Origin of the sequence: Paracoccus sp. pheM1, assembly GCF_018499825.1 — a bacterium.
GTDB classification, from domain to species: domain Bacteria; phylum Pseudomonadota; class Alphaproteobacteria; order Rhodobacterales; family Rhodobacteraceae; genus Paracoccus; species Paracoccus versutus.
Map to the genome: position 1 here is coordinate 2,066,450 of NZ_JAGXCX010000001.1, position 13,052 is coordinate 2,079,501.

At 69.5% G+C, this 13,052-nt stretch carries 14 protein-coding genes; 10 read left to right on the forward strand and 4 right to left on the reverse strand.

The features are described from left to right. Positions 1-807: a tRNA pseudouridine(38-40) synthase TruA gene (gene truA / locus KF941_RS10550; protein ID WP_214273295.1), complete on the forward strand. Its 807-nt coding sequence runs from the start codon at positions 1-3 to the stop codon at positions 805-807. A 775-nt stretch (positions 808-1,582) separates the two neighbouring features. Here truA and KF941_RS10555 read toward each other — a convergent pair. After that, the gene (locus KF941_RS10555) at positions 1,583-2,521 is read right to left on the reverse strand and encodes an NAD-dependent epimerase/dehydratase family protein (protein ID WP_214273296.1); all 939 of its coding nucleotides are present in this window, start codon (positions 2,519-2,521) and stop codon (positions 1,583-1,585) included. Between the two features lie 122 nt (positions 2,522-2,643). Continuing rightward, positions 2,644-3,393 carry a sugar transferase gene (locus KF941_RS10560; RefSeq protein WP_083538983.1) on the reverse strand — a complete coding sequence of 250 codons (750 nt, stop codon included), beginning with the start codon at positions 3,391-3,393 and terminating at the stop codon, positions 2,644-2,646. A 157-nt stretch (positions 3,394-3,550) separates the two neighbouring features. Here KF941_RS10560 and KF941_RS10565 point away from each other — a divergent pair, with 157 nt between their 5' ends. The 9 genes from KF941_RS10565 (at position 3,551) to KF941_RS10605 (ending at position 11,288) form a co-directional block, all read left to right on the forward strand. After that, positions 3,551-4,006, forward strand: a complete 456-nt coding sequence (locus KF941_RS10565; protein ID WP_036750313.1) for a universal stress protein — start codon at positions 3,551-3,553, stop codon at positions 4,004-4,006. A 185-nt stretch (positions 4,007-4,191) separates the two neighbouring features. Continuing rightward, positions 4,192-4,746, forward strand: a complete 555-nt coding sequence (locus tag KF941_RS10570; RefSeq protein WP_036750316.1) for a NifU family protein — start codon at positions 4,192-4,194, stop codon at positions 4,744-4,746. Continuing rightward, entirely contained in the window at positions 4,739-5,332 is a 594-nt protein-coding gene (gene tsaB, locus KF941_RS10575) for a tRNA (adenosine(37)-N6)-threonylcarbamoyltransferase complex dimerization subunit type 1 TsaB (protein WP_214273297.1), read from the forward strand. Before KF941_RS10570 ends, tsaB begins: the two co-directional genes overlap by 8 nt. Next, entirely contained in the window at positions 5,329-5,730 is a 402-nt protein-coding gene (locus tag KF941_RS10580; protein ID WP_116223041.1) for a GNAT family N-acetyltransferase, read from the forward strand. Before tsaB ends, KF941_RS10580 begins: the two co-directional genes overlap by 4 nt. Before the next feature lie 91 nt (positions 5,731-5,821). Next, positions 5,822-6,808 (forward strand): BMP family ABC transporter substrate-binding protein, encoded by a 987-nt coding sequence (locus KF941_RS10585; protein WP_036750325.1) that lies wholly within the window; start codon positions 5,822-5,824, stop codon positions 6,806-6,808. Then, the gene (locus KF941_RS10590; protein WP_214273298.1) at positions 6,809-8,380 is read left to right on the forward strand and encodes an ABC transporter ATP-binding protein; all 1,572 of its coding nucleotides are present in this window, start codon (positions 6,809-6,811) and stop codon (positions 8,378-8,380) included. Between the two features lie 61 nt (positions 8,381-8,441). Then, entirely contained in the window at positions 8,442-9,536 is a 1,095-nt protein-coding gene (locus KF941_RS10595) for an ABC transporter permease (protein ID WP_214273299.1), read from the forward strand. Further along, a complete protein-coding gene (locus tag KF941_RS10600) occupies positions 9,536-10,501 on the forward strand; it encodes an ABC transporter permease (protein WP_036750333.1) in 966 nt (321 codons plus the stop codon). Before KF941_RS10595 ends, KF941_RS10600 begins: the two co-directional genes overlap by 1 nt. Continuing rightward, positions 10,485-11,288 carry a purine-nucleoside phosphorylase gene (locus tag KF941_RS10605; protein ID WP_036750335.1) on the forward strand — a complete coding sequence of 268 codons (804 nt, stop codon included), beginning with the start codon at positions 10,485-10,487 and terminating at the stop codon, positions 11,286-11,288. The genes KF941_RS10600 and KF941_RS10605 overlap by 17 nt, the downstream gene beginning before the upstream one ends. A gap of 18 nt (positions 11,289-11,306) precedes the next feature. Here KF941_RS10605 and mnmH read toward each other — a convergent pair whose 3' ends face one another. Further along, positions 11,307-12,404 (reverse strand): tRNA 2-selenouridine(34) synthase MnmH, encoded by a 1,098-nt coding sequence (mnmH, locus tag KF941_RS10610; RefSeq protein WP_214273300.1) that lies wholly within the window; start codon positions 12,402-12,404, stop codon positions 11,307-11,309. Further along, complete coding sequence (locus tag KF941_RS10615; protein ID WP_072461056.1) at positions 12,405-12,989, reverse strand: L,D-transpeptidase; 585 nt, start codon at positions 12,987-12,989, stop codon at positions 12,405-12,407. Positions 12,990-13,052 lie beyond the last annotated feature (63 nt).

Consider the following 13,052-nt stretch of genomic DNA (forward strand, 5'->3'; position numbering starts at 1 on the left):
ATGCCCCGTTTCGCCCTGTTGATCGAATATGACGGCAGCCCCTTTGCCGGCTGGCAGGCCCAGGCCGACCGGCCCAGCGTGCAGGGCGCCATCGAGGCGGCGCTCGGCCGGCTCGATCCCGGTTTCACGGCCGGGGCGCGGATCGCCGCGGCGGGGCGCACCGATGCCGGGGTCCATGCCACCGGCCAGGTCGCGCATGCCGACCTGCAGCGCGACTGGGATCCCTTCCGGCTGTCCGAGGCGCTGAACTGGCACCTGAAGCCCGCCCCCGTCGCCGTGCTGGCCGCGGCACGGGTGGCGGACGACTTCCACGCCCGCTTCTCGGCGCATGAGCGGCGCTACCTGTTCCGGCTGGTCGCGCGCCGCGCGCCGCTGACCCATGACCGCGGCCGCGCCTGGCAGGTGCAGCACCCCCTGGACCTGGCCGCCATGCGCGCGGGCGCGGCGCATCTGCTGGGCCGGCACGACTTCACCACCTTCCGCTCGACCATGTGCCAGGCGCAGAGCCCGGTGAAGACGCTGGACGAGCTGACCATCCAGGAAACCCCGATCCCGCAGGGCCGCGAATACCGCTTCACCCTGCGGGCGCGGTCCTTCCTGCACAACCAGGTGCGCTCGATCGTCGGCACGCTGGAGCGGGTCGGCGCCGGCGCCTGGCCGCCCGGACGCGTGGCCGAGGCGCTGGTCGCCCGCGACCGCGCCGCCTGCGGGCCGGTCTGCCCGCCGCAGGGGCTTTACCTGACCGGGGTCGGCTATGGCACCCCGCCCTTCCCCGAGGCGCTGAACCAAGCCGGCGCCTTCATTTAGGAAACCATGCGATTGCGCCGGCGCTGTCGGGGAATGCCTTTGACGAGGCGACGGTTTCCTCGCAGCGGGGCGCGATGCGGCGGAAGGGTTTGATCCGGTTTAAGAAAACATGCCACCGTGCGGCGCTTCTTACGGAGACTCCGGCCGGGGGGTGCCTTCCGGCCCGGCTGCGGTGGCGCGCAGATCGCCAAAAATGAACCGGCGCAGGAATCCCTGCCGCATCCGGCAAATCCCTGCCGCATCCGGCATCGGCGATGGCTTGGCAGGGGCCGGCCAGGCCGCAGAGCAATCCCTTGGCCTGCGGGCTACCGGCGCCATGCCCAGGCGTCACTGGGAACCTTGCCGGGCAGGGTGCATCCACCGCGGCATGAACTCTCGTGGTCAGCCCGCCACGGCACCATCTGCGAGATCGCATCGGCATGGACCCTTGAGATCGGGGCATCGATCGACGGAGATCGGCTTTCAACTCCTTGAAAAGACAACCCCACACCCTGGCGCGAGGCCCGCGGCGGAATCGGGGCAAGCACCCCTCCAGCGCCCCGGCTCCGGCGGCAGGTCACGCCGCGCCACGTGACGCGCCAGCCGCAGAACCGCGTCGATGCGGGAGCCGGTTGTCAGCCCCGCTGCCGGCCCGGTCACCCGCCTTGCCCGGCAGAGGTGGTTCAATCCGCCCCCCATTGCCCATCGATCAAGGCTCGCCTGCTCAAGATCGCACCGTTTCTCGATCCTGAAACAGAGTTCGGGCAAGGTGGGCATCCTCAGATGCAGATGCCCTCTAGCCAGCCGGACCCAGCCTGTCCCAAAGCATGTCCAGCCCCGATCGCATGTCCGTGGCGGCGACGAAGCCCAGCCGGTCGCGCGCGGCCTGCGGACAGCCGCAAGAGGCGCGGATGTCGCCGGGGGGCGCCGGCGCGTGTTCGATGGCGCTGGCCCCCCGCCCCGCGACCGCGTCGATCTGGCGCACCAGATCCAGCAGCGTGGTTTCGACCCCGGTGCAGAGGTTGAAGACCTGGGCGCCCGGCGCCCTCCCGGCCAGGTCGCGGGCGCAAAGCAGGCCCTCGACCACATCGGCGACATAGATGAAATCCCGGCTCTGCTGCCCGTCGCCAAAGATCACATGCGGCCGGTCCGCCAGCCGGTTGGCGCAGAATCGCGAAATCACCCCGGCATAGGGCGAGGCCGCGTCCTGGCGCGGGCCATAGACGTTGAAGAACCGCAGCCCGACCGAAGAAAGACCGTTCACCGCCGCCATGGCGCCGGCCTGATGCTCGGCGGCCAGCTTGTCGGCGGCATAGGGCGAAATCGGCAGGGGCAGGTCGCTTTCGCGGCAGGTGGCGCCGGCGCGGTTGCCATAGACCGCCGCGGACGAGGCATGGACCACGGGAATGTTGCCGGCCCGGTGCGCGGCGTGCAGCACGGCCATGGTGCCGCCCAGGTTGACGCGATGCGCGGCCATCCAGTCGGTGATGCAAAGCTGCACCGAAACCCGCGCGGCAAGGTGAAAGATGCAGTCCACCCCGGCCAGCAGCCTGCCGACCAGATCGGCATCGCAGACGTCGCCCCGGACCAGCCGCACCTCCGCGGGCAGATTGTCCATCCTGCCGCTGGAGAGATCGTCCAGGACGACGACCTCCTCTCCGGCGGCCAGCAGCCGGTCGACGAGGTGGCTGCCGATGAACCCTGCCCCTCCGGTGACGAGAGCCTTACGCTGCAAGCATTTCCCTTTCCGTTTCCGCGCCGGTGGCGTCAGAATCCTGTAGGCCTAGGATGGATATACCGCCATAACGCCCGGCGGGGGCGGGGGATCCGCGCGCATCGGAAAAATCGCCGGGGGCCTTACTTGCGGCCGCGGCGGCGAGGCCGCTCGTCCTTGTAAAGCACGATCAGCACGGTGCGCCAGATGATCCAAAGGTCCAGCGCCAGCGTCCGGTTCTTCTGGTAGATCAGGTCGATCTTGAGCTTGGTCGGCAGGCAGCGCCGGGCATAGGCGGCCTCGGTTGCCTCGGCGCTCTTGCAGCGGCGCAGGATGCGGTCCTCGTGCCGGTGATAGATCAGCGTCGCCAGCCCGGTGACGCCGGGCCGGCTTTTCAGCACCTGGCCATAGACCGCGGGATAGCGTTCGACATATTCGCGGATGGTCGGGCGCGGACCGACAAAGCTCATGTCGCCCTTGAGGATGTTGAACAGCTGCGGCAATTCGTCGATGCGGGTGCGGCGCATGAAATGGCCGAGCGGCGTGATGCGCCAGGCCTTGTGCGCGCCGGTGACGCCGAAATCGTCCTGCTGGCACAGCATGGTGCGGAACTTGAGATGGGTGAAGGTCCGCCCCGGCGCCGCCATCCGCGGCGCCGCATAAAAGATCGGCCGCCCCTGCAAGACCAGCAGGATCAGGGCAAAGACCGCCATGACGATGGACAGCGGCACCAGGGCCACCAGCGCCAGGGTGATGTCGAAGACCCGCTTCGACAGGGGCATGGTGGCCATGGCGGGCGCATGCGCCTGGTCCTTGAACCACGACATCTCGGCTTGGGCCACTGTGGCGAGCCGTGCGATATCGGCTTTTTCCCAGTCCTGGTGAATCGTCACAATTCCGTCCCGCGTTTTGGCGCTGTGGCTACTTCTCCCGCCTACCATAGCACTCGTTAATTTTGAATGAGCGCAAGGGCGAAAACTGTGCCGGACTTGCGCAAGCGTGTCCTTTCGGCCAGTCTTTGCTCATTCCAAGGCAACCGGGGCGGGATTCATGCGGAAATTTCTGGTGGTTCTGGACGATTCCCGCGAATGCCTGAACGCCATCCGCTATGCCGCCCTGCGCGCGGCAAAGACCGGAGGCGGGGTGCAGGTGCTGGCGGTCATCCCCACCACGGCCATCCAGCACGGCATGGGCGTCGCCGACGTGATGCGCGCCGAAGCCTATGAGCGGATCGAGGCGCATTACGAGGTCTTCGCCAAATGGATGCGCGACCGCCCCGGCATCGAGCCCGAGCTGGTGGTGCGCGAGGGCGAGCCGGGCGCCGAGCTTCTGGCCCAGATCCACGACGACCCCGAGATCGGCGTGGTGGTGCTGGCCGCCTCGACCGAAAGCGCGGGGCCGGGGCCGCTGGTCACGCGGCTGATGCGCGAGGTGGCGAACCTGCCCTGCCCCGTCACCATCGTGCCCGGCGACATCTCGCGCGAGCGGCTGGAACAGATCACCTGAGCCGCCTGCTGCGGCGGATGGTCGCGGCACCTGGCGAATGCCGCCGCCCCCCCGGCCGCGGCCCTGGGTCATGCGCCGATGGTTTGCGCCGCATTTTCAAGGCCGCCCGGCGGGGATGGGGGCGGCCTCCGACTTGACTTGTCCGCCCTTCGATCCCCATATCCGCCTCAAAGGAGCCCCGCGCCATGTTCATCCAGACCGAAACCACCCCGAACCCCGCGACGCTGAAATTCCTGCCGGGCGAAACCGTCCTGGGCAGCGGCACCGCCGATTTCCCCGCAGCCGAAGCCGCGGCCACCAGCCCGCTGGCGCGCCGCATCTTTGCCGTGCCGGGCGTGACCGGGGTCTTCCTCGGCTCGGATTTCGTGACCGTGACCAAGGCCGACGACGCGGTCTGGGACCACCTGAAGCCCTCGGTCCTGGGCGCGATCATGGAGCATTACCAGTCCGGCGCCCCGGCCATCGAGGGCGCATCCGCCGGCGGCCATAACGACCAGGACGGACCGGATGCGGAAATCGTCAGCCAGATCAAGGAGCTGCTGGATACCCGCGTGCGCCCGGCCGTGGCACAGGACGGCGGCGACATCACCTTCCACGGCTTCGACCGCGGCGTGGTCTACCTGCACATGCAAGGCGCCTGCGCCGGCTGCCCCTCGTCCACGCTGACGCTGAAGATGGGGATCGAGAACCTGCTGCGCCACTACATCCCGGAAGTGACCGAGGTCCGTCCCGTTGGCTGAGCCGCTCTCGCTGGGCTTCGACACATCGGCCGCGCATTGCGCGGCCGCTTTGCTGCAAGGCGACCGCCTGCTGGTCCAGCGTCACGAGGACATGGCCCGCGGCCAGGCCGAGCGGCTGTTTCCGCTGCTTGGCCAGGTGCTGGCCGAGGCGGGCGTCGGCTGGCGCGACCTTTCCGTCATCGGCTGCGGCATCGGGCCGGGCAATTTCACCGGCATCCGCATATCGGTGGCGGCGGCGCGCGGGCTGGCTCTGTCGCTGGGCATCCCCGCCGTCGGCGTCAGCGTGACCGAGGCGGCCGCGCATGGCCTGCCCCGCCCCTGCCGCGTCGCCGTGCCCTCGCGCATGGGCGAGGTGATCTGGCAGGATTTCGGCACCGGCGCCGCCACCCGGCCGCAACAGGCCCCCGCGCATGAATTGCCGCCCGGCCCCGCGCCGCTGCCCGCGGCCATGCCGCTGGCCGAAGCCATCGCCCGCATCGCCGCCGCACGGCGCGACCAGCCGGACCTGCCGCGCCCGGCGCCGATCTATCTGCGCCCGGCCGATGCCGCGCCGGCGCGCGACCGCGGCCCGCTGATCCTGTCATGACGCCCGAGGATCTGGCAGCGCTGCATGGCCGCTGCTTTGCCGCGCATCCGCGGCCCTGGACGGCGGCCGAGTTCCAGGCGCTGCTGGCCGGCCCGCCGAATTTCCTGCTGACCCGGCCGCAGGGCTTCCTGCTGGGCCGTGCCATCGCCGACGAGGCCGAGCTGCTGACGCTGGCCATCGCGCCCGAGGCGCGCCGCCGCGGGCTGGCCTCGGCGCTGCTGGCCGAATTCGCCGCGACGTCACGGACGCGGGGCGCGCGCGAAGCCTTCCTGGAAGTCGCCGCGGACAACGCGGCCGCCATCGCGCTTTATGCCGGCGCGGGCTGGGAAACCCTTGGAAAGCGGCGGAATTATTACGCCCCCGGACTGGATGCGGTGCTGATGCGGCAGGCGCTCTGACCCCAGACAAGATTGTTGACGGATTCCGGCCCATGCGCCCTAATCCGACAATCCTGGGCCGACTCGCCCGCAAACCGTCCTGAGGTCCGACATGTCCCTGATGAAATCCCTGCTCGCCGGCGCCTGCCTGACCCTGCTGCCCGTCGCGGCCCTGGCCGATCCGGCGCTGATCTTCGACCTCGGCGGCAAGTTCGACAAATCCTTCAACGAGGCCGCCTATAACGGGGCCGAGCGCTGGAAGGCCGAGACCGGCGGCACCTACAAGGAACTGGAGATGCAATCCGAGGCGCAGCGCGAACAGGCCCTGCGCCGGCTGGCCCAATCCGGGGCCAATCCCATCGTGATGACCGGCTTTGCCTTTGGCGAGGTGCTGGCCAAGATCGCGCCGGACTATCCCGACACGAAATTCGTCATCATCGACATGGTGGTCGAGCAGCCCAACGTGCAATCCGTGGTCTTTACCGAAGAGCAGGGCTCGTACCTGGCCGGCGTCGCGGCGGCGCTGGCGTCGAAATCGGGCACGGTCGGCTTCATCGGCGGCATGGACATCCCGCTGATCCACAAGTTCGAATGCGGCTATGCCCAGGGCTTCAAGGCCACCCGGCCGGACGGCACGCTGATCATCAACTATACCGGCACCACGCCGGCGGCCTGGAACGACCCGGTGAAGGGCAGCGAGTTGCTGAAGGCGCAGGTCTCGCAAGGCGCGGACGTGGTCTATGCCGCGGCGGGCGGCACCGGCATCGGCGTGTTGCAGGCGGCGGCGGATGCCGGCGTGCTGTCGATCGGCGTGGACAGCAACCAGAACCACCTGCATCCGGGCAAGGTGCTGACCTCGATGGTCAAGGGCGTGGACAATTCCGTCTACGAGGCCTTCAAGGCCGGGACCGAGGTCGAGCCGGGCGTGAGGGTCATGGACCTGGCCTCGGGCGGGGTGTCGCTGGCCATGGACGAGAACAACAAGCCGCTGATCTCGGACGAGATCGCCGGCGCCATCGATACCGCCGCCAAGGCCATCGAGGCGGGCGAGATCACGGTTCACGACTACATGGCCGACAACACCTGCCCGGTGCAGTGAATGACGGCCACGCCCGCCCCGGCGATCGAATTGCGCGGGATCTCCAAGGCTTTCGGGCCGGTGCAGGCCAACAAGGGCATCGACCTGGTGGTGCCGCGCGGCACCATCCACGGCATCATCGGCGAGAACGGCGCCGGCAAGTCGACGCTGATGTCGATCCTCTACGGCTTCTATCGCCCGGATGCGGGCGAGATCCTGGTCGGCGGCAAGCCCGTCGCCATCGCCGACAGCCAGGCCGCGATCCGCGCCGGCATCGGCATGGTGTTCCAGCATTTCAAGCTGGTGCAGAACTTCACCGTGCTGGAAAACGTGGTCCTGGGCGCCGAGGACGGCCGCCTGCTGCGCCCCTCGCTGTCGCGGGCGCGCGGCGAGCTGAAGCGGCTGGCGGCCGAATACGGCTTGCAGGTCGATCCCGACGCGCTGGTCGAGGAGTTGTCGGTCGGCCACCAGCAGCGGGTCGAGATCCTGAAGGCGCTGTATCGCCGGGCCGACATCCTGATCCTGGACGAGCCGACGGGCGTGCTGACCCCCGCCGAGGCCGACCACCTGTTTCGCATCCTGCGCGGGCTCAAGGACGAGGGCAAGACCATCATCCTGATCACCCACAAGCTGCGCGAGATCATGGAGATCACCGACAATGTCTCGGTCATGCGGCGGGGCGAGATGGTGGCCTCGGTCAGGACCGCCGAGACCGGCCCGGCCGAGCTGGCCGAGCTGATGGTGGGCCGCAAGGTGCTGCTGCGGGTGGACAAGCCCCCCGCCCGGCCCGGCGCCCCGGTCCTGGAAGTGCGGGGCCTGCGCATGGTCGATGCCGAGGGCGTCGAGCGGCTGCGCGGCATCGACCTGGAGATCCGCGCCGGCGAGATCCTGGGCATCGCCGGCGTCGCCGGCAACGGCCAGACGCAGCTGCTGGAGATCCTGGGCGGCTTTCCCGAGGCGGGGGCAAGGCTGCAGGGCGAGATCCGGCTTGGCGGCCGGCCCCTGCCGCTGCAGGGTCCGGGGGCCGACGGCCGCGCCCGCCGCCGCGCCGGCATCGGCCATGTCCCCGAGGACCGGCAGGCCGAGGGGCTGATCATGGATTTCACCGCCTGGGAAAACATCGCCTTCGGCTATCACCATGCGCCGGAGTTCCAGCGCGGCCCGTTGATGGACAATGCCGCCATCCGCGCCGATGCGATGGGCAAGATCCAGCGTTTCGACATCCGCCCGCCGAACCCGGACCTTGCGGCAAAAAGCTTCTCGGGCGGCAACCAGCAGAAGATCGTGGTGGCACGCGAGGTCGAGCGCAACCCCGAGCTGCTGCTGATCGGCCAGCCGACGCGCGGGGTGGACATCGGCGCCATCGAATTCATCCACAAGCGCATCGTCGCCTTGCGCGACGCCGGCCGCGCGATGCTGCTGGTCTCGGTCGAGCTGGACGAGATCATGGCGCTGTCCGACCGCATCCTGGTGATGTTCGACGGCCGCATCATGGGCGAGCGGCTGCCCGCCGAGGCGACGACCGGCGACCTGGGCTGCCTGATGGCCGGGGTGGAACCGGCGCGCGCCGATGCCGGCGGCGGTGCGGGATGAGGCGTCGCATGCCTCCGGCGGGGGTATTTGGAAAACGGAGAAAGCCGGGAGAGGCAGGCTGATGGAGCGAATGCCGAAATGGGCGGATGTGATCCTGACGCCGCTGATCTCGCTGGTGCTGGCCTTTGCCATCTCGGCGCTGGTGATCCTGGCCATCGGCGAAAGCCCGGCCGAGGCGCTGAAGGTGATGGTGCAGGGCGCGCTGGGGTCCAGCTATGGCTGGGGCTTCACCCTGTATTACACGACGAATTTCGTCTTTACCGGCCTGGCGGTGATGGTTGCCTATCATGCGGGGCTGTTCAACATCGGCGGCGAGGGGCAGGCCGCCATGGGGGGCTTGGGCGTGGCGCTGGTGGTACTGGCGCTGCCCTGGCCGCATTGGGCGCTGGCGCTGCCGGCGGCGGCCATGGGGGCAGCGCTGTTCGGCGCGCTTTGGGCGCTGGTCCCGGCCTGGTTGCAGGCCCGGCGCGGCAGCCATATCGTCATCACCACCATCATGTTCAACTTCATCGCCGCCGCGGCCCTGAACTATATGCTGGTGAACGTGCTGCGGCCGGTGGGCAGCATGGATCCGGCCTCGGCCCGTTTCCCCGAGGCGGCGCATCTGCCGAAGCTTTCCGAGATGGCGCTGGGGCTGGGCGTCGAATGGGGCCGCAACACCCCCGCCAACGTCACCTTCTTTCTGGCCATCGCCGCCTGCCTGCTGGTCTGGCTGCTGATCTGGCGCACGCGGCTGGGCTATGAGATCCGCGCCTTCGGCAAGTCCGAGCCCGCCGCGCTTTACGCCGGCATCTCGCCCGTGCGCATCACCGTGCTGGCCATGCTGGTCTCGGGCGCGCTGGCCGGGCTGATGGCGGTGAACAACGTCATGGGCGAGGCCGAGCGGCTGGTGCTGAACGCGGTCGAGGGCGCCGGCTTCATCGGCATCGCCGTGGCGCTGATGGGGCGCAACCATCCCCTTGGCGTGCTGCTGGCGGCGCTGCTCTTCGGTTTCCTCTACCAGGGCGGGGGCGAGCTGGCGCTGTGGACCTCGATCCCGCGCGAGCTGATCGTGGTCATCCAGGCGCTGGTGATCCTGTTCACCGGAGCGCTCGACAACATGGTGCGCATGCCGCTGGAGCGGATGTTCGCGGCGCTGCGCCGAAAGGGGGCGTGATGGATTTCGCGACGCTGATCCAGATCCTCGATTCGGCGGTGCGGCTGATGACGCCCCTGCTGCTGGCCTGCCTGGCCGGGCTTTATTCGGAACGCGCAGGGGTCTTCGACATCGGGCTCGAGGGCAAGATGCTGATGGCGGCCTTTGCCTCGGCCTCGGTCGCCTATGCCACCGGCAGCGCCTGGCTGGGGCTGCTGGCGGGCATCGCCGGCGCGGCGGCCATGGCCGGGCTGCACGGGGTGGCCTCGATCGGCTTTCGCGGCAACCAGCTGATCTCGGGCGTGGCGATCAACTTCCTCGCCTCGGGGCTGACGGTGCTGCTGGGACAGAAGATCTTCGGGCTGGGCGGGCGCACGCCCTCGCTTTCCGGCGCGGCGCGCTTCGGCGAGATCACCCTGCCCTTCGCCGACAGCCTGCGCCCGGTGCCGGTGATCGGGCCGATCTATGCCGAGCTGGTCTCGGGCCACACCGTCCTGGTCTATGTCGCCTTCGCCATGGTGCCGCTGACCTGGTGGGTGCTTTACCGCACCCGCTTCGGCTTGCGGCTGCGCGCCGTGGGCGAGAACCCGGCCTCGGTCGATACCGCCGGCGTCTCGGTCGTCCGGCTGCGCTTTGCCGCGGTGATGATCTGCGGGGTGCTTTGCGGCATCGCCGGGGCCTATCTCGCCACCGGCATCTCGGCCGGTTTCGTCAAGGAAATGACCGCCGGGCGCGGCTTCATCGCGCTGGCGGCGCTGATCTTTGCCAAGTGGCGGCCCTGGGGGGCGCTGGGGGCGACCTTCCTCTTCGGCCTGCTCGAGGCGGTGGCGAACCGTTTTCCGAACCTGGATCTGGGTTTCGTCACCGTGCCTTCGATGTTCATGAACGCCCTGCCCTATATCCTGACCGTCGTCATCCTGGCCGGTTTCGTCGGCCGCGCCATACCGCCGCGTGCGGGAGGAGAGCCCTATGTCAAGGAACGCTGAACTCGCCCGCCTGATCCGCGACCGCGCCGGCGCGGCGCCGCCGGAATACGGGCTGGTCCTCGGCTCCGGCCTCGGGCATCTGGCGGCAGCGGTCGAGGGCGTGGCCATTCCCTATTCCGACCTGCCGGGCTTTCCCCATGCCGGGGTGTCGGGCCATGTGCCGCAACTGGTCGTCGGAGCGCTGGAGGGCCGGCGCGTCGCGGTCCTCGGCGGGCGGGCGCATTACTACGAATCCGGCCGCGCCGATGTCATGCGCCCCGCGCTCGAGGTGCTCAAGGCGCTCGGCACAGAACGGTTGATCCTGACCAATGCGGCCGGCAGCCTGCGCGCCGCGATGCCGCCGGGCTCGCTGATGCTGCTGTCGGACCACATCGCCTTCGCCGGTACCAACCCACTGATCGGCGAGCCGTCCGAGGCGCGCTTCGTGCCGATGACCGAAGCCCATGACCCAGGCATCCGCGCCGGGCTGAAAGCCGCCGCCGAGGCCGAGGGGATCGCGCTGCCCGAGGGGGTCTATTGCTGGTTCTCGGGGCCTTCGTTCGAAACCCCGGCCGAAATCCGCGCCGCCCGCATCCTGGGCGCCGATGCGGTCGGCATGTCCACCGTGCCCGAGGTGATCCTGGCGCGCTTCCTCGGCCTGCGCTGCGCCGCCGTCTCGGTCATCACCAATATGGGCGCGGGGCTCTCGGACGAATCGATCAGCCATGAACACACCAAGGCCATGGCCCCCCTGGGCGCGGCCAAGCTGGAACGCATCCTGCGCCGCTTTCTCGCCCAGGGCACCTGACCCCGGCTTCTTTCGTGTTCAAATATCCCCGCCGGAGGCCGCCGGCCGCGCCACCGGCGCCGGCATGGCAGGGTCAAGCCCGGCCAGCGCCGCCTCGACCGCCGAAGCGGCGGCTTCCAGGTCTTCCAGCCCGTCCAGCGCCACCACCGGCCCGCGCCCGTCGTCATGACGCGCGCGGTGCTTTTCATAGCGCGGGTCGTAATGGTCGCGCATCAGCCCCTCGGCCAACCCGCTCCAGTCGGCCGCGTCGATCATGCGCAGCCAGCCCTCGATCCGGTCGGCCGGGTGCAGCGGGCGCAACAGGCCCACGATCCGTGCCACCGCCTCGGGGTCGGCGCAGGTCTCGGCATAGGCGCGGGCGGTATAGGCGGCGCGGGCCTCGACCGGCACGGCCAGGCGGATGCGCGGCGCCGCGGTGATCGCCTGCCAGATGCCGCGCGGCAGGTTCAGATCGCCGATGCGCGAGCTTTCGGCCTCGACCAGCAGCGGCCGGGCGGGGTCCAGCGCCTCCAGCGCCATGGCAAGGCGGCTTTCGAAGCGCTTCTGCGACGGCTGGCCGCCCGGCATGGCGCCGAACAGGCTGCCGCGGTGGTTCGCCAGCCCCTCCAGGTCGACGACCTGATGGCCGCGCGCGGCAAGGCGCGCCAGGATCTCGGTCTTGGCGCTGCCGGTATTGCCGTCCAGCACCAGCACCGGCGCGGCGACGGGCGCCGCCACGCCCGCCACCACCAGCGCCCGCCAGGCCTTGTAGCCGCCCTCGAGCCGCCCGACGCGCCAGCCGATCTGCGACAGGATGCCGGCAAAGGCGCCCGAGCGCTGGCCGCCGCGCCAGCAATAGACCAGCGGCCGCCAGGCGCCGCCCAGCCCCGCCAGCGGCCCGGCGATATGGCGCGCGGCATTGGCGGCGACCATGGCGCCGCCCAGCTTGCGGGCGTCGAAGGGCGAGACCTGCTTGTAGATCGTGCCGACCTGCGCGCGCTCCTCGTCGGACAGCACCGGCAGGTTGATCGCGCCCGGCAGGTGATCCTCGGCATATTCCGAGGGCGAGCGCGTATCGATGACGGTATCGAACCCGGACAGCGCCGGGTCCGACAGCGATGTCAGGCGGATGTCCACTTAGTAGACGTAGACGGGGGTTCCGATCGGCACCTGCTCGAACAGGTCCATCACCGCCTCGTTGCGCATGCGGATGCAGCCGTTCGAGACGGCGCGGCCGATCGAATTGGGCTCGGTCGTGCCGTGGATGCGGATCGAGGTGTCGTTGCCCTTGGCGTCGTAAAGATACAGCGCCCGCGCGCCCAGCGGGTTGCCGGGGCCGCCCGGCATGCCGTCGGCCCAGCGGGCATATTGGCCGGGATTGCGCTTGATCATCGCCGGCGTCGGCGTCCAGCTGGGCCATTCGGTCTTGCGCCCGACGGTGGCGCGGCCCTTCCAGACCAGCTCGGCCTTGCCGACGGCGACGCCATAGCGCACCGCCCGGCCCGGAGCGACGACGTGGTAGAGGAAGAAGTCCTTCGAGACCACGACGATGCTGCCGACCTCGAAATCGTTGCGGATCGAGACCTCGGTCGGGGCATAGGGGTCGCGCTTGGGCTCGGCCTGGGTGGTCAGCGCCGCCGGCTGCGCCTGTCCCTGTGCGAAAACCAGCGAAGGCGCGGCCACCAGCGGCAAGGCAGCCATCAGCATCTGTCTGCGGTTCATCTGTCCGTCCTGAATCCTTGCGTTTCTTGACCATGCGCCTAACCGCTTGGGCGTCCGGGATCA